Raw genomic sequence first — 20,942 nt, 5'->3', positions numbered from 1 at the left:
AAGCCACTAGGCAAGTCGCCAGTTTATCGGCCAGTGCGGCCAGTGCGGCCAATGCATTGGTCAGCGCTGCCCCATCACCTTGGCCAGCGTTGCCGACTGCGGCAAGCCACCGATCTTTTGGACCAGGCCCTGGTCATCCTGATAAACGATGCCCGGCGTGCCACGCAAACCCAGCTCGGCCATCAGCGCAGCATGGGTATCAAGCGTGCGTTTGATGTTGGCGGGCACACTGGCAGCCGGCTTGATACCGCCCTTGGTGAAGTTGTGCTCATTCTGGAGCAGCGCCGCTGTCTTGTCGCCAGCGCCCAGAATGGCGGCGGCCTTTGTGCTGCTGTCTGCCTTGATCACCCCGACGAGGATATGCCGCAACTGGACCTTGCCCGAGTCCACCCAGGGGCGGGCCGCGTCAAAGAAGCGGTTGCAGTAGGGGCAGTTCGGATCGCTGAACACATAGACGATGCGCGGTGCGTTGTCTTTGCCGTCCTGCACCCAGGTGGTGGTGCTCAGCTTGTTCCAGATGGCCGCGCTCATGGGCTTGGCGACCAGGTTTTGCAGGCGCTGTTCGTCCAGGCTCTTGCCATCCGGCCCCACCCGCACGCCAACGATGGCGTTGCCGTCGGGCATGACATAGGCGGTTACGGGTTGCTGCTCTGCCACACCGGCGAAACCGCGCAGGCCATTGCCTGCCGGAAACTCCTGAACGTTCGTCACACCTTGCTTCTCCAGCGCCTGGATGACGGCCGGGCGATCGTTGCTGGCAGCAACGCTTGGCGTAGCAACCGGCAAGGCAGCCAAAGCGGCCGCAGCGGCAAACATGGAAACGACATGCGTGTTGTAGGACATTGATAACTCCTGCGTGAATGGTCCGGTCAGTTAGGGATTCAGCCGCTGCTTCACGATGTCCGCCAGGCGCGCGGCGGTGATCTCGCCCATATGCGAGTCGACCATGCGGCCCTGTGCATCGAAGAACAGTGTTGTCGGCAAAGCACGCGCACCCATGGCACGCATGACCTGAGAATGCGGATCGAGCAGCACGTGGCTGAACTGCAAACCCTGGTGTTCGAGAAAGGCGCGCACCACTTGGGCATCTTCGCCTTGGTTGATGAGAAGGAAAGCGACATCAGGATGGCCAGCCTGTGCCCGGGCCAGCACTGGCATCTCACGCCGACACGGCGGACACCACGTTGCCCAGAGGTTCACGACCAGGGGCTTTCCGATGTAGCTGCGCAGCGGAATCGAATCGGCATGGAGCGTGGCCAGCGGCAGATCGGGCAGCGGCGGTGCTGCATGGTTGAGCGCATTCAACACACCCTGTGCCGCACCCCACGCCACCATGCCGGCGGCAATGCCTGCCAGCATGGGGCGGCGCAACGCATGTGCGCCGCGCGACTTCCACCACACGAAGGCCAGCGCTGCGGGCAAGCCGCCCCACCAGTCAAAACCGCCATCGCCAATGGAGACGATGCTCATGGGTGCGGCGGCATACTCCAGCCACCAGCGCAAGACATACGTCACACGGGCGGCGACAAGACCGATCAGCAGCGCATCGAGGACCAGGCTGGCGGCAGAACTACGCTGGCCACACGCCTGCCTGCGCTGCACGAATCGCGCGACCAGCCACGCCGCCAAGGCCGCGATGAATACCGCGACAACACGCACGGAGAAGGGTCCGACGCTCGTCATGGCACGCCCGCAGTATCAAGGCGCTGCATGAAGCTGCGCGCATCCAGCTCGCCCACCATGCGCTGCGCACGCATCTCCTGACCGTCCGGCCCGACGAGGATCAGCGTGGGGGGCCCAAGCACCCCCCAACGCTTCATGAGCGCCTGATCGGTTGCGTCGTTGCGCGTGACGTCGGGGCGCAAGACCTGCATCGTGGCGAGCCGTGCGCTCACGGCGGGATCGCTGAAGACCTTGTGTTCGATCACCTGGCAGCTCACGCACCAGTCTGCGTAGAAGTCGATCAGCGTCCATTGGCCGCGTGCGCCGGCTTGTGCAATGCGCTCGTCCACGTCTTGCACCGACTTCACACTCACGTGGCCGACTGCCTTGGCGCTACTACCCGCATTGGCCACCCCCACCGTTCGCAGAGGCTGCAAGGGCTGCATTGGCGACTCGCCGCCAATGGCCGCGCCGGTCAACATCATGGCGGACCACAGCCCCACGAAAGCGGCGCCAAAGGCCAGCAGCCAGCTCAGACGGCGCTGCAGCGTCGCCGCGTGAATCCACCCGACCAAGCCCACCGACACCGCCAAGCCCAGCGCACCCCACAGCATCAGGCTGATGTTGCCCGGCAAAAACCGGCTCAGCATCAGGATGGCCATGCCGGCCATTACATAACCGAATGCGACGCGCACGCGCTCCATCCACGGGCCGGGACGCGGCAACACACGCGCACCAAACACGGCAATCACCAGCAGCGGCAAGCCCATTCCCACACCCAGCGCAAAGAGCGCGGCGCCGCCCATGACCGCGCTGCCGGTCTGGCCGATGTACAGCAGCGCGCCCGCCAACGGCGCGGTCATGCATGGCCCCACCAGCAACGCGGAGAGCAACCCGAGCGCGGCTGCGCCCAGCACGCTGCCGCCCGCCCGGTTCTGGCCGGAAGCGTTGACGCGATCCATCAGTGCCGCGGGCAAACGCAGTTCAAACAGGCCAAACAATGACGCCGCCAGCACGAAGAACAACCCCGCAAACGCCCCCAACAGCCACGGCGATTGCAACGCGGCCTGCAGATTGGCGCCCGCCAGCCCTGCCGCCACGCCAACGGCCGCATAGGTGGCCGCCATTGCCAACACATACGACAACGTCAGCATGAAGGCGCGGCGCGGCTTGGCCTGGCTGCCCACCACCATCGTCGAGACAATCGGAATCATGGGCAGCGTGCACGGCGTGAACGCCAGCAGCAGCCCAAAGCCGAAGAACAACAGCGCGCCTGCAACGGGCCCGAGAGAAGCCAAGCGTTGTGAGACAGCCTGGTCCTCGCCGACGGCGTTGGTGGCAAATGCTGGCGTCGCCACCTGCATTGCGGCAGCCGACGTGCCCGTACTTGCCGGCAAGGCGATCTTCATCGTCTGCGGCGGATAGCAAATGCCGGCTTCCGCGCAGCCCTGCCAATGCAGCACCACCTGCCCCGACGTCTGGGCAGGAATGCTCAACTGCAGGGCGTCGCCCTTGTAGATGTCGGTGTCGCCAAAAAATTCGTCGGTATGGCGCGTTCCGGGCGACAGCGTGAGTTCAATCGCTTTGCCCTGTAAATCTTCGAGCCGCAGCGATTTGCGATAGACGTAGTAGCCGTCGGCCACGTGCCCAGCGGCGACAAGGTGGTCGCCTTTCTGCTGCGGCGCGCTCAGCGTGAAGACTTCTGCTGCATCCAGAAAGTCGCTCTCGCTTTTACTTTGCCAAGGAAACGGGCTGGCAGCCCAAACGGTGCCAAAAACGGCGCCCAAGGTGAAGAACGCCAACACCAGGGCAATGATTTTGCGGTGAAACATGGTGACCCCTCGCGATACCGAGAACGGAGCGAGCGTCGGTGAAACCGGTTAACCGAAAATTAACTGGTGCTCACGCAAGGGGCCAGCGCACCACATTCAGCCCTTGCCGCTGACCTGATCGATGATCTGAATCAACTCCGCCAATGTCTGCTTGCAATTGGCCGCATCGGGCTTGCTGGCGCGCAGCGCTTCAAGCGCGCGGTCGATGGCTTTGTCGACACGGTGCCAGTCCGATGCGGCGCGCGGCTTGAGGCCCGCTTCAGCGCTGTCCCATGAGACTTCCAAATCCTTGATGCGGGTTTTGGCGCCAGCCAGGTCGCCCTTGTTGACGATAGCGGCAGTGTCGACGGCAATCGCACGGAACTGGCTCAGATCCCCCAATTTAGAGGGCGTGGCCGCATGCGCGGCCGTCAGCGGGCCGATATCGGCGGGCACGAGGTGGCCTGCGGCGGCCATGAACAGAACAAGCGCGGCAGCCGCCAGCGACGGTGTCAACTTCACGAGTTTCATAGCATCTCCTGCATTGGATGAAAAAAAACGGTTTGCGAATCAGGCCACCGGCGCGGCATGCGCGGGCCGGCCTTCGTGGCGCTGAGCAAACGCAACGAGCACGACGATGACGACAAGGAACACAGCACTGGTCAGCATCGCACCCAGGCCAAGTCCGCCGTAGCTTTGCGATTGAGAAAGGAAGTCTCCCAGCGCCGCACCCAGCGGGCGTGTGAGGATGTAGGCCATCCAGAACGCCAACACCTTGTTGGCACCCAACCCGTACGCAAGAGCCGCCAACGCGATCAGCACGCCAAAGGCCACGATGCCCAGTTGGAACCCAAGGCCGAGCGCCTCGGTAGCCAGGTCTCCCGCAGCGGTGCCCAGCGCGAACGTGCAGAGAATGGCGGCCCAATAGAACAATTCACGGCGGCGCGTATCGATGGACTGGATCGATAACGTGTGCTCCGCGCGATACCAGATCGCAAAGAGCGCAAGCAGCACCACGCTGAAAACCGCTGTGCTCACATACAGGCTCACGCCCAGCGCGTCAGTCAGCAGGTCGGTGATCTGTGTGCCGACAATGCTCACCAGCACCACCGTCAGCCAGTACAGCCACGGCACATAACGTGGTGCACGCACCTGCGCAGCGAGCGCGATGGCAAGCAGCACAGCCATCGCACCAGCGGTGATAGCCGTACCCAGCCCAACGTTGACGGCCAGAAAATCCGCGCCCGTCTCACCCACCGTGGTGGAGAGAATCTTGATGATCCAGAACCCCAGCGCGACCTGGGGCACCTTGTTCAGCAGGCTGGGCGTTTCGCGTATTGATCGTGCATCCATGGGGTTCTCCGTAGCAGTGGCAAGCGCTCAGTCGTGGTCGAGTTTGTCGATGGCGGCAGAGAGCACCCTGCCGGTATTGGCGTCCAGCCGCACGTTGAAACCGCGACCGCCTTTGGCAACCTCGACGTCGTAGATCCAGCCGGTGCTCGCACGCTCAAGCTGAGCGCGCAGGGCGCGGCCGTGTACGTATTGCTCGGCAATCACGGCAGCCTGGGCGAGAGAGGTCTGGGTAGAAGCGGCCGACAGCGCATCGGCATCGAAGCCGCGCGCGGCAAACGCCGCCGTGCACACGGCCGTGACCGCGAACGCGAGCAGCGTGAATTTGGATTGGCGGATCGCCATGTCGTGCGCAAATCAGAGTGATAACGCAGACAGGCTAGGCATCCAGACTTAGGTGCCACTGAGATGCGGCAAATGTGCCGCAGGGTGATGGGCAAGCGTGATGGCGAAACAACGTCGCGGGTGACACCCCGCGACGCGTGCAAAGGTTACGCGCCAATCTGGCGCACAGGCGCCTTGGTGCCGTCAGCCGGCCAGCGTGTTCTTCATGCCCAGCACGTCAATCGACGCGATCTCGGGCGCAGACGCCAGCAGCTCGGCGGCGTTGGCCATGAGCGCCTTGGCGATCGGGCCGTCCAGATGGGCCTGGCGGTCCTGCTCGCTGGCAAACGCGTCAAAGATGCCAAACACGTTGGGCGCAATGCGCAACGCAAACCAGATCGGGGTGGTGGCCTCCTGATTGGCCATCCGTTGGTCAGTCAATTCACACAATTGGATCTCACTTCATTGCCATTGATTTTATTGAGAAAAATCCTGATGCCGAGTAGACTGAAAGTGATGCGAATGTGTCATTTTTCACCAAATCTGTAACCCCAGCGTAACCCCAGATGCCCAACGAAAGCCACATCAATTTCACCAAAGCAGCGCTGCTGGCGATCCCTGCTCCAGTCGATGGGCGGGTTACCTACAACGACACCAAGACACCGGGGCTCCAGTTGCGAGTAACTGCGACGGGCACCAAAACATTCTCCGTGTTCAGGCGAGTCAAGGGTGGCGGTCCGAACCGCCTGACAATCGGCCGCTTCCCGGACGTCACTATCGAGAAGGCACGGCAACAGGCCATGTCTTTCATTGCCGAACTTGCTATCGGCACTGATGTTGCGGAGCGCCAGCGCAAGGCTCGTGCGGTGATGACGTTTTCTGGCCTCTTTGCCGAATACATGAAACGGCACAGTACGCTCAAGAAGCGCTCGTGGCAGGAGGATGAGAGCAAGTACAACCAGTATCTCGCTGCGCCGTTAGGCCGAAAGCGCTTGTCGGAAATTACCCGGAAGCATGTTGCCGACATCCACTCGAAGATTACGGCGGCGGGGCATGCCACCACCGCTAACCGAGTCCAAGCCCTCGTGTCGAGTGTCTTCGGTTGGGCGATCTCGGTTGATATGTGGGATCAGAACCCAGCCACGGGCGTCAAGAAGAACGCAGAGCGATCTCGGGATCGCTTCATCCAAGGGGCAGAACTCCCCAATTTCTTCCGGGCTGTCCAGGCGGAGCCTAACGACTGCATTCGGGATTTCTTCCTGCTGTCGCTCTTAACGGGTGCAAGAAGGGCCAACGTGCTGGAGATGGCCTGGGCCGAAGTTCACTTGGCGGAAGGTGTATGGCGAATCCCTAGGACCAAGAACGGCGAGTCGCAGACAGTTATGCTTGTTGAGGTAGCGGTCGAGATTCTAGAGCGCCGTAAGAAAGGGCACACAAGCCCATTTGTCTTCCCCGGACACGGCAACACCGGCCATTTTGTGGAGCCGAAGAGAGGTTGGTTTCGGGTTAAGGTCCGCATGGCAGGGCAAGCGCTGCTAGAACAGCTAGGCGAGCACCAGCAATGGGACCAAGGCACTCTTACCGACGGAATCGAGCAATTCCTAGTCTCGGCAAATCCTACGACCGCTTTGAAATCGATTTGCGATCGAGTTGTGCAAGCCGGTCTCACTGTTCCGACACCTCTACTGCCCGACCTGCGCATTCACGACCTTCGACGCACTCTGGCAAGCTGGCAGGTCAAGACAGGGGCATCGCTGCCGGTGATCGGCAAGAGTCTGAACCACCGCTCGTCGGCAACGACGGCGGTATATGCCCGACTGGACCAGGATCCAGTCCGGGAGGCGGTTTCTCGGGCGACAGAGGAGATGCTAAAGGTTGGTCAGGTCGGCATCGGCAAGGATGAAGTCCTGATCGAGCCGAACTCATGACCGCCCAGCATCGAGCCTGGTTATCCCATCCTCAGCAAGAGGCGGTAGGTTCAGTCTGGCCTGTATTTCTGGATCCCGCACAGCCGGCCAGATGAACTCACGCTCGATAACGACGGTCCATGGCTCCTGAATGCAGGGCACCGCAGCTCTGGCAAGGGTATGGATCCTATCTGCATATGGCTGCGGAACGTGGTGCTCATCAATCCAGAGCTCGACCTCGTCTGGCGACACGCCAAGCAGCTCTGCGGTCTTGTTGGTACCGCCGAAGCGATCCACGTAGAACATCACGTCGTTGTGCATGTCGGCAAATCTCGGCCTACCCGTTGTTGGGCTGATCTCGACGCGCTGCCCGAGATACTTTTTCAAGGTCTCGAAGTCGATCATCGCGTACTCCTCAGGTCTTGGACATCGAGCTTGGCGAGCTTTGCCACCAGGTTCGCCTTGTCGATGTTCTGAATCCTGCGGCGCTTGATCCAGTTGTGAATCGAGGCGTTTGAGACTCCTGCAGCATGGGCTGCCTTGGTCGGACCGCCGAGCCTCTCGACGGCGATTTTGACGTAGTTTTGCGGAATATAGATCATTGCGCATTTTTCCTTGGATTTGTCAAGCGCAAGTCAATTGGTTGATAATTGCTTGTCTATATTTATTTTAGTTTCTATTTGGCGGTGAGTAGCAAAATAAAAAGGAGGGGGCGACCCTCCATTTTTTTCTGTCCGAAACGGGGTGCCTATTTTATTAGGGTGCCAACAGGGATTATTTGCTCAACGGAAACGTCCTTTGTGCTTTGCTGAGTCCTTGATGACATCAAAGCGAAACCATTTCGATTGACTTTGTAAAGTTTTCTTGAGTAAATGTAGCTCCTCTGTACCTTACATTCTGCGGAAGAGACGCAATATTTTCCAGGAACCATCTTTTCTTCTGTTAAGAAATACGCTAACTCCTGATTTCTACCGATGATCGGAAGCGCAATGCGGTACGATTTTTCAGGAATGCCCATCATGCCACTGACATCGGGTTGGTTTTTTTGTTCTTGTCCGCCAAGCCTGCTGCAATTCTTCTCGTTCGCCAATATCGAATAGGACGTACCCGTGAAATTTTCCCCTTCTGCGGACGAGTCGGCGAGTAGGATTGTGCTTTTTCCTTCGACATTGAATTTGTATAATGAAAAACTACTCGACCCTATATCTTGCTGGCAGGCGCTGCGCAAACGCTCTGTTTCCGCACTCTTAGAAGACATGCCGTAGGTTTCGTCATCAAGATTAACCTCCTTGAAGGTTCCGTATGTAGCCAAGGGGCGAGGCGTTGGCACCGATTGTGCTGATGCGATGCGGCAGATGGAAATTGCGGCGATCAAAAAAATTGACCTGAAGCTGTGCCTTGGTGCGCTGATTTTATATTCACACATCACATTTTCCTCCACCGATTCGAATAATTTCGATAAATATGCTGACTTTAATATTTTGATGCATCAATTCCGCTTCCGCTTCTCGCTCGAATTAGCGGCGATAGTTTCTGCTTCATACGGGCAACTCCATCATCTGGATAATAAGAAATGAGGATTTGAACATATTGGTTTCTTGAGCCATATCGCTCGGCAAATAATACTACGCTATAATCTAGCCAGGCCCCAAGAACGGCGATTCTTTCTGAGTGATTTGCGAAGAATTCTGATATGGCGCCGTCGTTTATAATGTATGTACTGCTGTATTTCTTGCTTAGACCTTTCAATAGATCGCGTGCGTCGCCTTCCATGGCGGGAAAAACAATAGTTGTCTGAATCGCATTCACGCGCTTTGTTGTTGGATCTATATAGAATTTCGGGCTGCTTGCCATCGAGAATCCAGCGCACATCGAAATAAAGGTGTCTGTTCTTCCTGATGCCGATGGCGCTATACGCGAGCAGCCAGGGCCAACCGTTTGAATTTCCCCTAATGTCATCCCGAATTTGAACCGATCGAAGCCCTGAATTCGATCAGCGAAAGCATTTTTTGGTGATGCAAATAATATTATAAATAGATATGCAATTAGGGTGGAGGCTACTTTCCATGGGTGCTGATTTTTATGTTTTTTTTCTTTGCATTTCATATTATTGTCTGCGCTTCTTATTCTAGACTTGTGCGATAGGTTTTTTAAAATATTTTCGATCTAATTTATATAACTTAGATGTCCGTTTTGTGACCCAACATCGCACTCGCCCGCCACAATTTGTACTCGTAGTTTCCATCCCACTCCTTTTTCTGGGTGAAACGACGCTCAAAAATGAAATCGAAGTGTCGCTCCTTGCAAAGGATCCGGAGCTGCAGTTCAGCATCGGACTGGCTGCGGTGGTAATCCGAGCTCACGGACTCGGTCGGACGACTACGGTCAACCGGTACCGCACCTTTGAAGGTGGCTGGGAAAATCTCGATCTGCTCTGCCTCTTTGATCAACCCGGCTGCTAGTGCCTCACAAGCCAAAGCCAAGCCAGCCCGACGGCCACCAACACACCGAGGCCACGACAAGCCACAGCATCTCCTGTAGGAAGATCACGATACGTCTCCAGCACTGACGGCAGCCTTGCGGTCCAGCATGTCTTTTGGGCGAGATTGTGGCGCTGTCCGGTTCCAGTGCCGGTGCAGCTTGCATCGCCAGTCAGCCAGGCATGATCCAATTTCCGCTTCTGTCCTTGGTACAAGAAACACAGGAAGGCATCTCGCTTTCCGCTTCACTCGACCAAGGAAATTCCCATGAACAAACCTCTCGTCAGCGTGCTGCTGGTCATCCTCGTCGAAGCTATTGGCGCTGTCGTCGCCTACCTCAAGGAGCGTCTGATGCACCAGATGTATCCGGATGGCCGGGCTTACGACGACAGCAACGCCTTCGCCTAACCCAATCCCTCCCGTGCTGGTCTAGCGGCCGGCGCTGACCTGCTGTTCTGGCAGGTTCGTTTCGTTCCCTTTCGTGTTTTTGCGTGGCTCCGAGCTTCGTCTCGGGGTTGGCGCTCGTCCATTCACAGGAGTTCACATGCATCTCGTACAAACCATGGCCTATGTCGGCCAGAAACCGTGGCACGGTCTCGGTAACGAGTTGGCTCGCCATCAGCCCATCGAGGTCTGGATGCAACGCGCCGGCATGGACTGGCAGATTGAAGAAACTCCGGTCTGCTTTGTCACCGGCCAGTCCGGCACGCTCGGTGCCATTCATCCTTATCCCGAGCAGAAGGTGCTGTACCGGTCCGACACCAAGGTTCCGCTCTCGGTCGTGTCCAACCGCTACCAAACTGTTCAGCCCAGAGAAATCCTGGAGTTCTATCGGGACCTGACCGAAGTTGGCGGCTTCGAGTTGGAAACGGCAGGTGTGCTCAAGGAGGGCCGCAAGCTCTGGGCTCTTGCCAAGACAGGTCAACAGACTGTCCTGAAAGGTGGCGACACCGTCCAAGGCTATCTGCTGCTGGCCACGGCCTGCGATGGCACGTTGGCTACCACGGCACAGTTCACCAGTGTTCGCGTAGTCTGCAACAACACCCTGCACATCGCCTTGGCTGAAGGTAACGGAGCGGTCAAGGTTCCTCACCGCAGTCAGTTCGATCCGCAGGCAGTCAAGTGCCAACTCGGCATTGCCATATCCAGTTGGGACGAATTCATGTTCCGCATGAAAGCCCTGTCCGAGCGCAAGGTTCGACCGGAAACCGCTCGTGCGTACTTCCAGCGTGTATTGGGCGCTTCGTCGACACCAGTCCCGGCAAGCAAGCCAACCGCAGTCCCCGCCAATGAGCGGGCTCTCAAGGTTGTGCAGGGGCTGTACGACGGCAAAGGCATGGGAGCCGACTTGGCTTCGTCTTCGGCCACGGCCTGGGGAATGCTCAACGCGATCACCCAGTACGCCGATCACGAACGCCGGGCTCGCAGCACGGATCATCGCCTCGATTCCGCCTGGTTCGGAGCCGGTGCCAACTTGAAGCAACGTGCCTGGGAGGAAGCCATCAAGCTCGTTGCCTGAAATCTACTGTTGTTCCACATGACGCCCGGTTTGAGGTCTACCTCGCCGGGCGTTTTCCATTCTAGGAGGTGCCATGCAACCCGCAATCCATCACGCAGGAAAGCGCGCTAGGCCAGCGCTACGTCTGGTGCAGACCAATGACCTGAGCCGAGGGGATTGGCTGGAGGTGCGTAAGCAAGGCATAGGCGGATCCGATGCCGCTGCTGCCGTCGGGCTCAATCCATACAAGTCGCAGCTCGAACTCTGGCTGGAAAAAACCGGCCGGGATGCCGAACTGCGCAAGCCCGATCCCGATGACGAGAACCAGCCGATCTATTGGGGAACATTGCTGGAGCCCATCGTTGCCGCCCACTACACCAAGCGGACCGGCAATCGAGTTCGCCGTGTCAATGCCGTGCTCCAACACCGTGAAATTCCATGGATGCTGGCGAACATCGACCGAGAGGTCATGGGCGCTTGCGATGTCGCAATCCTGGAGTGCAAAACAGCCGGCATGAATGGTGCCAGGCTGTGGCGAGATGGTGTGCCGGAGTACGTCCAGTTGCAGGTTCAGCATCAGTTGGCCGTGACAGGCAAGGCGGCCGGTGACGTGGCGGTCCTGATCTGCGGTCAGGAGTTGCAGGTGCATCGCATCAAACGGGACGACGCTCTGATCGCTCGCCTGATCGAACTGGAAGCCCGGTTCTGGCAGTACGTGGAATCGGACATGCCGCCACCGGCAGATGGCTCGGATTCGGCTGCGACGGCGTTGCAATGCCTGTATCCACGCGACGCCGGGGCCACGGTCGATTTCTCGGACGACCGAAACCTGTCGGCTGCCTTTGCTGACCTGGTGACGGTTCGGGCTGAGATTGCAGATCGGACCACGCTCGAAGCCCAGCTCAAGCAACGCCTGCAGCAAGCCATGGGTGAAGCCACCAAGGCGATCTTCGAGACCGGCGAAGTCTCGTGGAAACGCAGCAAGGACGGTCTTGGCCTGGACACCGACAAGCTCCTGCAAGAGCGGCCCGATCTGTTGCAACGCTACCCCCTCACCAAGCCCGGCAGTCGCCGGTTCCTGATCCTGTAATCCATGCCCTGATCCGCTGGGGCTGCGCTGTGCCTGCCCCTTGCGGAAACGTGGGGCGGGCCTGCGCTTCTTTCTTGGAGAAAGACGATGCTGAAAAATTTGGCGATTACCCCGCCCGTGCTGGGGCGCATCTCGATCGGGCACGTGGTCGAGAAGGACGGCAAGCGACTGCCGCAGAAAGACGACCAGTTCACTATCACCACGCAGGTACAAGGCAAAGACGGCTGGATCTTGCATCCCTACGACGAAGCTCTACGCAAGGCCGGCAACGGAAAGCTGCGCTCGATCCCCGTCACGGTGCTGTTCAACGATCCCGACCTGAACCTGCGGGCCGAGTACAGCCTGTTTGACCGTCAAACGGGTCGGCCTGTTTGCGTGGGCAATGGCGAAACCTGCCGCCGCTATACCTCGTCCGGGCTTCAGACCTTGCCGTGTCCGTCGCCGGATGGCTGCGACCTTGCCAAAGGCGGACTGTGCAAACCGTACGGCAGGCTCAATGTCCGCATCGGTGACGATGACCTTCTGGGCAGTTTCATCTTCCGGACCACGGGCTTCAACAGCATTCGTGTGCTGACGGCAAGGCTGCGGTACTTCCATGCCGTGTCAAGTGGGTTGCTGGCAGCGCTGCCACTGGAACTTCGACTGCGAGCAAAATCCACCGCGCAGAGCTATCGAGCTCCCATCTACTACGTCGATCTGACGGTCAGGGAGGGCGTGAGCCTGGAAGCAGCCATAGCCGAGGCCAGAGAGGTTGATGCCCAGCGCAAAGCTTCGGGCTTCGATCAGGCAGCGCTCGATGTCATTGCCCGAGCCGGGTTCGGTAACGGTGTGTGCGAGGATGCCGACGAAGAGATTCCGGCCATCGTGGAAGAGTTCTACGCCGAAGGCGAGTCAGCCGGCCAAGCCACAAGCAGCCCGGCAACCACGCTGAAAGACAAGCTCGACCGCAAGGCCGCTACGCAGACGGGAGGTTCGGCATGATCTTCCTGTATGCGATTGCGATTCTTGTCGTTGCCCCGGCGTTGTTGGTCGTTGTTGGAATGGTCTGGCTATGGCTGGGTCACAAGCTCTTGGCCGTGCTGCTGGGCGGGCGTTGCTAGAGGCCACCACTAGCAGTGGTGACCGGGCCTCTTTGCGCTACGTCAAGCTCCGCCGAGCGCTTATCCCGAAACTGATGACAGACGATTCATCTTGTTTGTCAAGCGTGCCATACCACCCGGCCATGGTGCGCTTTTTTTCGCCTGGATCTGGAGCATCGACCGGTTGAATCCGCAGCCAGTTTCGGCCACTCGCCCATACACCAAGGTTGACATTCGAACGTCAGTTAGCACTTTGGCAACGGCCCTAGATTACCATCTCTTAGTCTCCTACTCCCGAATATCCAGCACTGCGGGCGACGAAATCCACGAGCACGACGACGCTAGCCGCATTTTCAGGGCGATAGATCAAGCGGAACTCGCCGATCCGGTAGCGCCAGAGGCCCTTTAGATTACCTTCCAAGGGCTTCTTCGTGTCTCCTTGGGCGGTCAGAGGGTCTTCACAAATGCCTGCTATTGCTTCCAGAATGCGGCCCTGCAACTTTTTATCTACACTGCCTATTGCCTTCCTGAATGCTGGACTTAATCCAATCGTCCAGTCACCGAGCTTGCGGCTATAAAGCGGCGGGCAATAAGATGGATCCCATACGGCGAGCAGATGATCGCGTAGATCAACAAAGTCACCCACCCAATGCACGCCAGGGTACCTGCTCAGATCTGTATCTCGAAAAAGTCGCCCACCCAATACACGCCGGGATGCCAGTTCGGATCTACTATCCCACAAGAAAACCGGCCAGACCAAGATTAGGATCAGTATCAAGACAAAGACTAAAGCCGAAAATCTAGCCCACTTCGCTGGTACCTCGGAATAGGTGAGCTCGGCCCTAGTTTCTCGAAACGTCTTACGCAAGTCTCTCGCAAAAGGCCCTGCCACGGATAGGCCTGTGCCGATCAGTATGTACCCCGTCAGGATTGCGGCAGCTAGCGTCGGCATGGTCACGTGACAAATTCGTTTTGAATGACCAATTCATTCTAATCGCGAGTGCCAAGTTCGGCACAGTCCTGGGGTTATGTGGCCAGTCGGAACATTTCTGCCGACGCCACTGCCCCTAGTCCCTACGCGTAAGGCAGAGCGCCCGCCGATCTACATTGATGCGCGAATGACCGTTGTACCCTGGGGAGCCGCCGTCAAGGTCACGCCAGGCCGAACGTCTCTTGTGGGTCGTTCTGAGACGGTCCCTCACCCCGCAAATCGGCGAAGAGCTTTTTTGCCTCGAACTGAGCCTGCCCCCCAGTGGCTGTGACGTTTGTGACGGGCGTTTTCCACCCGTGACACCGGGAAAACCACACCACACACGGATTGTGACATTGTGACATTGTGACGGCGGTTGGCGGCAAGGTCGGCTGTCGTGCCGTTGCCAGCATCGCCCGATCACCGACTGCCCATCCTCACCCGTCATGCAGTTCGGGCTGGACTATATATGTTTGTCCGTCACAACTATCACATTGTCACAAACCAATACTGGCGCGGATTTTCGGCTGTTGCTGACCGTCACAGGTCCGTCACGGGCGTCACAGGGATCCAACCTGTCCATTCCAGGCGCTTGAGTTTGGTTAACCTCGAAAAATAGTGATGGCTTATTTGAAGAATCTCGCATGGAAGCCGGTTGGGTCCGGCGAAGATTCTCCGATCAAGCCGCCTTGTTCATCAAAAATATTGGACCCACCAAAGATATTTGGCTGTGTGTGTCCAATCACATGGCCCAGTGAATCCAGTGCGTCCACACCACCTAATATATTGGGGTGTGTTGAATGTGATATCTGCCCCATTTGATTGTGGTGATCCATGCCACCAAAAACGTTCAGGGTGGAGTGGTCAATCATGTTTCCATTTTTATAAAAATCCATTCCGCCCGCAATATTGGAATGGCCTTGCGCTTCGATTGAGCCATTTTCGTCAACGATATCGACGACATCGAAGATATTTTCTACAGCCTTAAGCAAACTTTCCACTCTTGATCTCCTCACCAAAAATTATTTCTTCCGCCTCCCTCAAATCATTGAGGTCCAACGATGTGAAGTAATGATCAATGGCATAGTCGTTCGCGAAAACCTCACGGAGTACCTCGGATACTGCTGAGCTATTTACCTCAATATATTTTTTTCTTGTGTAATCCTTGGTTCTTTCGGCGGCTTCGTCAATTTTTTCTCGAAGAGAAATTATTTTATCTTCGAACTCCGAAAACAAATCGAAGTACACTTCAATATTTGAGTTTTCGCGGTTGTTTTTATCGGATCCGGCTGCGAAGTTTGCAATTAGTGCCGGAATACCAATGAGTGGGTTAGCAAATGCTAATGCACCAGCCCCAAAATGACGTGCAGCAGATCCCCAGTCAAATTTATCATCGGCTGCCTGTGCAAAATCGTGATAATTTGCTTGGAGTCGGCGACGATGCTGAGCCAAATCTCCTGCCTCACTAATAGCCTGGGTGAAGTGACTCGAAACGATCGCAGCTATTTTTTCGATCTGGGATGTGCGTAGATCAATATTTAATTTAAATTTTTCCCCGAACTTCTCAAAATCCCGTCCGGAAAATATGGCGCCAAGTTGATCCTCGTATAATTTGATGAGCATTTCCGCGATTTCATTGCCAGCACTTGATACGCCAACCTTAATATGATCGAAATTCGCCGATTCGATGACAGAGGAGAATAGGTCGCACCATTCTTTTGCTGAATGCCCCTCTTTTTTTATATCAAATTGCTCGTAAGATTTGTCGATTTTTTCGCAGCTGCCATAGAACGGTGATAATGCGGCTCTCTTTGCTATTTCCGCATAAATCTCTGCTGCTCGCTTGTGAAATTCATTTGCCTGCGATAGTTGCTGGGAGCAATCCCTGGGGGCGGCTACCGTCGCGCTATTATTGTTGACTTCCTTGAATTCCATGCGGCTATTCCCTTGATGGAGTCAGATAATGACAAATCCAGAGACAGTGTGGTTAAGCATCATAATAGTGGCATGACAGTAGTGAAAATTTATACTCGGCCCAGCATATGTCACTGAGCGCCGCACGTACTAACCTGCCGGCTAGCATATCGCACCTGCATCAGTCGATTACCCCCCCTAATTGAGGGGTATGCGCCTCCTCGTACCCGAGTAGCCTCCCTGGCATCCTTCCTCCGCCAACGACTCACGATTTTTTACACTTGCCCAGGGGCTTCGGCACTATCCTGAAAGCGAGGATCCGCCAACCGCTCTCAGAGCACGAAGAATTATGAACCGATTTGCAGTCCTGTCCGTTGCCACCGCCGCACTTCTGAGCGGTTGCGCTGTTGTTCCCTACGATAATGCCTATTACGGTGGTTACCCGGCTCCGTACTATGACGCCTACCCCGCTCCCGGCGTCGGCGCATACTTTGACTGGAACAACGGCGGTTACTACGGTGGGCGACGGGAGGGAGACCAAGGCGAGAACCACGATCAGGATCGGGGACGCCGACGTGGCTGGGATCATGGCCGAGATCAGGGTGACAACCACCGGGGAGATCATGGCCGGGGTCGAGGCGGTGACCGCGACGGCGATTGAATATCTGACACCGAGGTCCTGACTCTCAAGCAACGGATGTTGCCGCAGCCTTGGCCACTAGATCTAGATGATCGGCGGCCCAGGACTTCCAACTGTTCCACTTTGGAGGGGCCAAGCTTGGAACGACGAAGACGGTCATCGGTCGGTCGTCGTATTTCACCTCTAGCGAACGCATATCCTCCGCTCGTTCCGGAGGACTTGGCAATTTGCTTCCCAGGCACCTGCCGAGCCGCTCAGTTGCGTCAACGCCGTGGACAATAAGAACGGTCGGCCGGATATGGGCGAGCAACGTACGAAAAATCAGATCGCCCTTCACTGCGCCGGCGGCATGCTTTTGTTGACGCAAATGTCGACTCATTGCCGTCGAATAGCAGACCACATTGGTTTCCAGGACACCTTCCACGCCAGCTAGTGTGAGACGTTTTGTCAAATCGTCAATGTTGGGGCGAGTCTTTGATGGTTGCCCATCGGCAATCTCGTCATACAGTGCCCGACAGCTTTGGCCGTTCCTGTTGTAGAGTGCATCTACGTGTCTGGCGTGTGATCCAACTCGGGCAACCAGATACTCTTTGGCTTGGTTCTTGCCGACGATAAAGACCTTGGCCTTCATGGGATCTTGAAGATCCGTCATCCAGGGACGAGGGTACTGCCCGCCTATCGGCTGGGTCAGTTCATGAATTGCTACCTCAAGCTCGTCTCTCATAACCCGCTTCATGTTCGGCTTTTCGTTTCGAAATGGTCAAGGTGTAGCCTGAGGTAGCCGGCCTGTCCCTGGTTCGGCACTTTTCTCAGGTTCGCTGGGAGGCCGAGGATGGCACGGTCGGCTTTGCCGATCTCGTGTGAGACCTGCATCCCCCCTGTCTTCGGATCGAACGTGATTAGATATTGGTCGAAGAGCCGGTCGAGTGTGGCTATGAGCGGCAAACCATTGCAAGGGTCTAGTCGCTCTTCATCGCTACTGTTGTCCGAGCAAACCTTGATGTATTTATCCCCGGTGAAGGCGTTGTCAGCGTAGTTGCTGGCGTAGGTCGAAATGTGGTGACAACCTGACGCGTGGAGCATCGCGTATTGGCTATCGGACCGTGTGGTGTTCAGGACGTAGCCTTCGGGATGTTGCTTCATCCATCCCAGATACTCGTTATCGGTGGTCTCGAAAACGCGCTCATTCATAGCCGGCTCTGGCTGTTGGTTGTTGTGGTGCTTATGCGCCCTTGTCCTGTGTGGTGGCAGAGCGACCACTGGTTGGCACTATTGTTCGGCTACTCGCTACCGTCTAGCGGCTGCTTGCGAAGGAAGTCCGGGATTTCACGCTCTCCAGCCAGTGGGAAATCTGAAACGTGCTTTCGAACCAGAAAGCGATTCCCGTTCTCGCCGTATATGCACACCGTGCGGTATTCGGATTCCCGTCGGCGCCGCTCTGCTCGTGCAGAATGGTGGGCGCTATACAACTTCCAGGCACGCCGGAGACAATGGCCGACCAAGACAACGCCAATGAAGACGGCAGGCAAATAAGAACTCATGGCTCAACCTTTCCTGCCGCTTGAGCAGCGTCGAAGTCGTGCGCCCACTGGCCCAATTGCTTGCGCTTTGCTGCAGGTAGCGCCTTTTCAACTCGCTGACGGAAATCTGCGCTCTTGGTCTGCTCAAACGTTACGTCCTTGAAAACTACCTTAACACTCGGCGCTTCGTTTTTTGCCTTGTTCAGCCCCTTCTTCAACTCTTCGCGTAGCGACGAACGATCCGGCCTAAACTCCGATCCTGACCGCTCGGCACGCTTCATTATCAGGTCAACAGCCTCGTCAAGGATCTTAATTGCTTGTGCGTCAACTAGTTCACGTAGACCTTTAGAGTGTTCCTCCAGTTGCTTTGTGTAGGCTGCAACATGGGCCTCGAAGGTGCTCTTCTCGTCTTTGGCGATCAGGCGGCCGTAGCCAGGGATGTCATAGATGAACTTTCTCTCAATCGCCTTTCGAAAGCTTTCTAGGGTAGCCTCGCTTGCCGATTCCAGAAGTGGCTGGCTATTTCTGCCGAATGCTGGCTCACCATTTAGGAAAGCCGGTACCTCAACTCTGTGGTCACGAAGATCAGCGAACGCTTTGAGCCTCGACTCGATCGCCCCCTTCAACTCATCCTTCACGTCTGCATTGAGTAGCTGACTGGGCACCGTCAGCTGAGTTTGCGAGAGCTTCGCACGCTTCACCGTTAGTTCCACAAACTGCAACTTGGTGCTGAAGACACGAGTAATGCGCTGAAGATCGACAGGGATTGGAGGGTTCTTCTCTAGCGCGGCGAGCGTCTCAACCACGCGTTGTGGCGTGATCGCCGACTTTCCAATTTCGGCAAGCTTCGGATCCGCGTTGATGCCTTCGGCTGCGACAGCTTTAGCTAGTTGCTCGCTCGGATGGTTACCCAGCAAGAGACCGTTTGGCGTCATCCCCGTCGGCTCAGGAAATAGCGCTTCTTGGGGCGCAGCAAAATTTGACGCGCCATCGGTGGAAATCGGTGGGGATTCCACTGAACGGGGCGTGGGGGCCCAAATCAATGTCTGATCATCCGCCAACAAGACTCCGACGCGGAGGCCGGCCTGCTCTCTTACCCAGAACCCATTTCTTCCTGCGGAAGCGTGAAGCAACTTTAGACCATTGGCATCTCCATAGCCGATGCGGCACACATCGTCATCAGGGTCGAGCACGACAGTGACGTCCAAACCGTCGACTTCACTAAAGCGCTTTCCAAGTGCCACGGCCACTTGCTCATGAATGCCCGGTGAAATGTAGACAACGCGCCGTCGCGCTCCATTGATCAACTTGATTAGCGTCGCGTCATCCACCGCGCAAAACGTACTCATTTTTTTATCCGGCAGGTTATTCATCAGAGCATCAACGCTCAGTCCTTCAGCCCGTGTTTCCTCTGTAGAGCTATTCTTGCTGAGGTCAATGTCTCCGTCTCGGGATTAACGTTTCGAACCAGTTCGATGACGATTGACTTGCCCTCGTGAAGGGCAATGTCGATGTCCCGGTGAATCTGACGGAATCCTTGCCCATTCCGTGGTGAGCGACCTTCCCGCATTCTCCGCAGGTTGTCGTCGTAGTTGGAAAATGGGCCTTTGGCACCGTCTCGGCTCATGCCCACGTAGATGACCTTTGTTTCGGCACCGACGTCGTCTGTCACACCGATCTGGAACAGCAGCGGAAGCGAGGGATCGACCGACCCAACACGCAATTCGATGCCGAGCGGGCTGTATTTCTTCTCTGTCATGGGGGCTATTGCCGTTGCGTAGAAAGGGGAGCCACACCCAGCCCCATCGCTCCGAAGCCCAGGCTGACATGACTGAGGTGGGCGGCTTGATGGAAATCTGTCGTGACATAGGACCATGGGCGTCTCCTGTCCAGCCCCCAGTACCTCGATAGAGGGGCATCGATCGACGGGAAGATGTCCTTGTAGGCGGTCACTATCTGCTCTACCTCGCCTCGCTCGTAAAGTAAGTCCATGCATGCCTCGTCAAAAGGGGGGGCTTGCAAGAAGCGGAGGGACTCGCACCCAACGCTCTGGCGTTGCCGACAAGTATGAGCCAGTCACCCTGTTAGCGGATCGCCCGCAACCTGACATTCACGGCGTTCACGTCGAAACCAGCCGGGTCGAAAATTCCGCCGATCCAGGTCCTGTAGTCGTTGTGCTGCTCATGTTCCGGATCTGCCAGCGCTTCGACGAATTCCGCATAGCCGGTCACGCCACCAACATTTTCAGGTGGGCAAGCGTTCTCGCCAGCAAGGCAGGCTGGCAGCGTCAAGGTTAGTTCTGGGTTGCCCATGCCTTCCACCACAATGCGATGCCGCCAGCTATCGCCGAAGTCGTACTCGTAATCGAACTCGGTGTTTGAGCCAAGAGCCTTATTCAGCCGCACGCCCTTCTCTGGCAGAGTGGGATCGCCAGGATACTCATCGCTGGGCGTCCCGTAGATCGTGTCACCGAACTCAAACTGATGCAGATGCTCGTCGTCCCAGCCCATCACAGCCTGGAAGACCTTGTGCAGTTTGGGTAGCTGGATGTCCGCCGGGACAACGAGTCGACGCCAGACCAACGGCTGGACGTGCAGCAGTTCGATGCGAAGGGTTGCGGCAGGTTTGAGCATGAAGCGGAGGATGGGTGGGTCGGCTGGCATTGTATCGGTCTCTGGCCGCAGCTTCGTCATCGTC

25 protein-coding genes are annotated in these 20,942 nt (G+C 57.0%); 5 read left to right on the top strand and 20 right to left on the bottom strand.

What is annotated here, in order from left to right:
• Positions 1 to 60 precede the first annotated feature (60 nt).
• The 7 genes from dsbG to PSUB009319_RS01315 form a co-directional block, all read right to left on the bottom strand.
• Positions 61 to 843: a thiol:disulfide interchange protein DsbG gene (gene dsbG / locus PSUB009319_RS01345; RefSeq protein ID WP_124380453.1), complete on the bottom strand. Its 783-nt coding sequence runs from the start codon at positions 841 to 843 to the stop codon at positions 61 to 63.
• A 30-nt stretch (positions 844 to 873) separates the two neighbouring features.
• Entirely contained in the window at positions 874 to 1,683 is an 810-nt protein-coding gene (locus PSUB009319_RS01340; RefSeq protein WP_124380452.1) for a TlpA disulfide reductase family protein, read from the bottom strand.
• The gene (gene dsbD / locus PSUB009319_RS01335; RefSeq protein WP_124380451.1) at positions 1,680 to 3,494 is read right to left on the bottom strand and encodes a protein-disulfide reductase DsbD; all 1,815 of its coding nucleotides are present in this window, start codon (positions 3,492 to 3,494) and stop codon (positions 1,680 to 1,682) included. Before dsbD ends, PSUB009319_RS01340 begins: the two co-directional genes overlap by 4 nt.
• Positions 3,495 to 3,590: 96 nt before the next feature.
• Positions 3,591 to 4,004, bottom strand: a complete 414-nt coding sequence (locus PSUB009319_RS01330) for a hypothetical protein (protein WP_124380450.1) — start codon at positions 4,002 to 4,004, stop codon at positions 3,591 to 3,593.
• A gap of 39 nt (positions 4,005 to 4,043) precedes the next feature.
• A complete protein-coding gene (locus tag PSUB009319_RS01325; protein WP_124380449.1) occupies positions 4,044 to 4,826 on the bottom strand; it encodes a hypothetical protein in 783 nt (260 codons plus the stop codon).
• Positions 4,827 to 4,853: 27 nt separating this feature from the next.
• Complete coding sequence (locus tag PSUB009319_RS01320; RefSeq protein WP_124380448.1) at positions 4,854 to 5,168, bottom strand: PepSY domain-containing protein; 315 nt, start codon at positions 5,166 to 5,168, stop codon at positions 4,854 to 4,856.
• A 183-nt stretch (positions 5,169 to 5,351) separates the two neighbouring features.
• Complete coding sequence (locus tag PSUB009319_RS01315) at positions 5,352 to 5,603, bottom strand: putative quinol monooxygenase (protein ID WP_374704176.1); 252 nt, start codon at positions 5,601 to 5,603, stop codon at positions 5,352 to 5,354.
• Between the two features lie 110 nt (positions 5,604 to 5,713).
• On the opposite strand from PSUB009319_RS01315, the gene PSUB009319_RS01310 reads away from it, so the two are divergent.
• A complete protein-coding gene (locus tag PSUB009319_RS01310; protein WP_124380447.1) occupies positions 5,714 to 7,075 on the top strand; it encodes a site-specific integrase in 1,362 nt (453 codons plus the stop codon).
• Here PSUB009319_RS01310 and PSUB009319_RS01305 read toward each other — a convergent pair.
• The 5 genes from PSUB009319_RS01305 to PSUB009319_RS01285 all read right to left on the bottom strand — a co-directional run bounded on the left by PSUB009319_RS01305 (position 7,070) and on the right by PSUB009319_RS01285 (position 9,504).
• Positions 7,070 to 7,459 (bottom strand): hypothetical protein, encoded by a 390-nt coding sequence (locus tag PSUB009319_RS01305; protein WP_124380446.1) that lies wholly within the window; start codon positions 7,457 to 7,459, stop codon positions 7,070 to 7,072. The two genes, PSUB009319_RS01310 and PSUB009319_RS01305, sit on opposite strands and share 6 nt — an antisense overlap.
• Entirely contained in the window at positions 7,456 to 7,656 is a 201-nt protein-coding gene (locus PSUB009319_RS01300) for a CI repressor (RefSeq protein ID WP_124380445.1), read from the bottom strand. The genes PSUB009319_RS01305 and PSUB009319_RS01300 overlap by 4 nt, the downstream gene beginning before the upstream one ends.
• A 146-nt stretch (positions 7,657 to 7,802) precedes the next feature.
• Complete coding sequence (locus PSUB009319_RS01295; protein ID WP_124380444.1) at positions 7,803 to 8,480, bottom strand: hypothetical protein; 678 nt, start codon at positions 8,478 to 8,480, stop codon at positions 7,803 to 7,805.
• Positions 8,481 to 8,527: 47 nt separating this feature from the next.
• Positions 8,528 to 9,160 (bottom strand): hypothetical protein, encoded by a 633-nt coding sequence (locus tag PSUB009319_RS01290; protein WP_124380443.1) that lies wholly within the window; start codon positions 9,158 to 9,160, stop codon positions 8,528 to 8,530.
• A 74-nt stretch (positions 9,161 to 9,234) separates the two neighbouring features.
• Entirely contained in the window at positions 9,235 to 9,504 is a 270-nt protein-coding gene (locus tag PSUB009319_RS01285; protein WP_124380442.1) for a hypothetical protein, read from the bottom strand.
• A 297-nt stretch (positions 9,505 to 9,801) separates the two neighbouring features.
• Between PSUB009319_RS01285 and PSUB009319_RS22825 the strand changes: the two genes are divergently transcribed.
• From PSUB009319_RS22825 to PSUB009319_RS01270, 4 genes are all read left to right on the top strand, one after another.
• Positions 9,802 to 9,942, top strand: coding sequence for a hypothetical protein (locus PSUB009319_RS22825; protein ID WP_185453389.1), 141 nt, complete (start codon positions 9,802 to 9,804; stop codon positions 9,940 to 9,942).
• A 136-nt stretch (positions 9,943 to 10,078) separates the two neighbouring features.
• Positions 10,079 to 11,053: a DUF932 domain-containing protein gene (locus PSUB009319_RS01280; protein ID WP_124380441.1), complete on the top strand. Its 975-nt coding sequence runs from the start codon at positions 10,079 to 10,081 to the stop codon at positions 11,051 to 11,053.
• A gap of 73 nt (positions 11,054 to 11,126) precedes the next feature.
• Positions 11,127 to 12,122: a YqaJ viral recombinase family protein gene (locus PSUB009319_RS01275; RefSeq protein ID WP_124380440.1), complete on the top strand. Its 996-nt coding sequence runs from the start codon at positions 11,127 to 11,129 to the stop codon at positions 12,120 to 12,122.
• A gap of 87 nt (positions 12,123 to 12,209) precedes the next feature.
• Complete coding sequence (locus tag PSUB009319_RS01270) at positions 12,210 to 13,103, top strand: hydrolase or metal-binding protein (RefSeq protein WP_124380439.1); 894 nt, start codon at positions 12,210 to 12,212, stop codon at positions 13,101 to 13,103.
• Positions 13,104 to 13,481: 378 nt separating this feature from the next.
• On the opposite strand, the gene PSUB009319_RS22820 is transcribed toward PSUB009319_RS01270, so the two are convergent.
• The 8 genes from PSUB009319_RS22820 to PSUB009319_RS01225 all read right to left on the bottom strand — a co-directional run bounded on the left by PSUB009319_RS22820 (position 13,482) and on the right by PSUB009319_RS01225 (position 20,938).
• Entirely contained in the window at positions 13,482 to 13,847 is a 366-nt protein-coding gene (locus PSUB009319_RS22820) for a type II toxin-antitoxin system RelE/ParE family toxin (protein ID WP_185453388.1), read from the bottom strand.
• Between the two features lie 950 nt (positions 13,848 to 14,797).
• Positions 14,798 to 15,172 (bottom strand): hypothetical protein, encoded by a 375-nt coding sequence (locus PSUB009319_RS01260; RefSeq protein WP_124380437.1) that lies wholly within the window; start codon positions 15,170 to 15,172, stop codon positions 14,798 to 14,800.
• Entirely contained in the window at positions 15,156 to 16,106 is a 951-nt protein-coding gene (locus PSUB009319_RS01255) for a hypothetical protein (protein WP_124380436.1), read from the bottom strand. The genes PSUB009319_RS01260 and PSUB009319_RS01255 overlap by 17 nt, the downstream gene beginning before the upstream one ends.
• 665 nt (positions 16,107 to 16,771) lie before the next feature.
• A complete protein-coding gene (locus tag PSUB009319_RS01245; RefSeq protein WP_124380434.1) occupies positions 16,772 to 17,356 on the bottom strand; it encodes a hypothetical protein in 585 nt (194 codons plus the stop codon).
• A gap of 101 nt (positions 17,357 to 17,457) precedes the next feature.
• Positions 17,458 to 17,916: an HNH endonuclease signature motif containing protein gene (locus tag PSUB009319_RS01240; RefSeq protein ID WP_124380433.1), complete on the bottom strand. Its 459-nt coding sequence runs from the start codon at positions 17,914 to 17,916 to the stop codon at positions 17,458 to 17,460.
• A 346-nt stretch (positions 17,917 to 18,262) separates the two neighbouring features.
• Positions 18,263 to 19,618, bottom strand: coding sequence for a hypothetical protein (locus tag PSUB009319_RS01235; RefSeq protein ID WP_124380432.1), 1,356 nt, complete (start codon positions 19,616 to 19,618; stop codon positions 18,263 to 18,265).
• 14 nt (positions 19,619 to 19,632) lie between these two features.
• Entirely contained in the window at positions 19,633 to 20,004 is a 372-nt protein-coding gene (locus PSUB009319_RS01230; RefSeq protein WP_124380431.1) for a hypothetical protein, read from the bottom strand.
• A 325-nt stretch (positions 20,005 to 20,329) separates the two neighbouring features.
• Positions 20,330 to 20,938: a plasmid pRiA4b ORF-3 family protein gene (locus PSUB009319_RS01225; RefSeq protein ID WP_306308021.1), complete on the bottom strand. Its 609-nt coding sequence runs from the start codon at positions 20,936 to 20,938 to the stop codon at positions 20,330 to 20,332.
• Positions 20,939 to 20,942 lie beyond the last annotated feature (4 nt).

Source organism: Ralstonia sp. SET104 (assembly GCF_003851545.1).
GTDB lineage: Bacteria > Pseudomonadota > Gammaproteobacteria > Burkholderiales > Burkholderiaceae > Ralstonia.
Note: the sequence above shows the minus strand (reverse complement) of the source record. Positions and strands in the feature narration are given on the sequence as shown.

Excerpts from the sequence above, each read along its gene's own strand:
- PSUB009319_RS01245 (WP_124380434.1), bottom strand. The coding sequence starts at position 17,356 with ATGAAGGCCAAGGTCTTTATCGTCGGCAAGAACCAAGCCAAAGAGTAT.
- PSUB009319_RS01280 (WP_124380441.1), top strand. The coding sequence starts at position 10,079 with ATGCATCTCGTACAAACCATGGCCTATGTCGGCCAGAAACCGTGGCAC.
- PSUB009319_RS01275 (WP_124380440.1), top strand. The coding sequence starts at position 11,127 with ATGCAACCCGCAATCCATCACGCAGGAAAGCGCGCTAGGCCAGCGCTA.
- PSUB009319_RS01225 (WP_306308021.1), bottom strand. The coding sequence starts at position 20,938 with ATGACGAAGCTGCGGCCAGAGACCGATACAATGCCAGCCGACCCACCC.
- dsbG (WP_124380453.1), bottom strand. The coding sequence starts at position 843 with ATGTCCTACAACACGCATGTCGTTTCCATGTTTGCCGCTGCGGCCGCT.
- PSUB009319_RS01310 (WP_124380447.1), top strand. The coding sequence starts at position 5,714 with ATGCCCAACGAAAGCCACATCAATTTCACCAAAGCAGCGCTGCTGGCG.
- PSUB009319_RS01320 (WP_124380448.1), bottom strand. The coding sequence starts at position 5,168 with ATGGCGATCCGCCAATCCAAATTCACGCTGCTCGCGTTCGCGGTCACG.
- PSUB009319_RS01235 (WP_124380432.1), bottom strand. The coding sequence starts at position 19,618 with ATGAATAACCTGCCGGATAAAAAAATGAGTACGTTTTGCGCGGTGGAT.
- PSUB009319_RS01290 (WP_124380443.1), bottom strand. The coding sequence starts at position 9,160 with ATGAAATGCAAAGAAAAAAAACATAAAAATCAGCACCCATGGAAAGTA.
- dsbD (WP_124380451.1), bottom strand. The coding sequence starts at position 3,494 with ATGTTTCACCGCAAAATCATTGCCCTGGTGTTGGCGTTCTTCACCTTG.
- PSUB009319_RS01305 (WP_124380446.1), bottom strand. The coding sequence starts at position 7,459 with ATGATCGACTTCGAGACCTTGAAAAAGTATCTCGGGCAGCGCGTCGAG.
- PSUB009319_RS01295 (WP_124380444.1), bottom strand. The coding sequence starts at position 8,480 with ATGTGTGAATATAAAATCAGCGCACCAAGGCACAGCTTCAGGTCAATT.
- PSUB009319_RS01270 (WP_124380439.1), top strand. The coding sequence starts at position 12,210 with ATGCTGAAAAATTTGGCGATTACCCCGCCCGTGCTGGGGCGCATCTCG.
- PSUB009319_RS01330 (WP_124380450.1), bottom strand. The coding sequence starts at position 4,004 with ATGAAACTCGTGAAGTTGACACCGTCGCTGGCGGCTGCCGCGCTTGTT.
- PSUB009319_RS01230 (WP_124380431.1), bottom strand. The coding sequence starts at position 20,004 with ATGACAGAGAAGAAATACAGCCCGCTCGGCATCGAATTGCGTGTTGGG.
- PSUB009319_RS01300 (WP_124380445.1), bottom strand. The coding sequence starts at position 7,656 with ATGATCTATATTCCGCAAAACTACGTCAAAATCGCCGTCGAGAGGCTC.
- PSUB009319_RS01325 (WP_124380449.1), bottom strand. The coding sequence starts at position 4,826 with ATGGATGCACGATCAATACGCGAAACGCCCAGCCTGCTGAACAAGGTG.
- PSUB009319_RS01340 (WP_124380452.1), bottom strand. The coding sequence starts at position 1,683 with ATGACGAGCGTCGGACCCTTCTCCGTGCGTGTTGTCGCGGTATTCATC.
- PSUB009319_RS01255 (WP_124380436.1), bottom strand. The coding sequence starts at position 16,106 with ATGGAATTCAAGGAAGTCAACAATAATAGCGCGACGGTAGCCGCCCCC.
- PSUB009319_RS01240 (WP_124380433.1), bottom strand. The coding sequence starts at position 17,916 with ATGAATGAGCGCGTTTTCGAGACCACCGATAACGAGTATCTGGGATGG.
- PSUB009319_RS22825 (WP_185453389.1), top strand. The coding sequence starts at position 9,802 with ATGAACAAACCTCTCGTCAGCGTGCTGCTGGTCATCCTCGTCGAAGCT.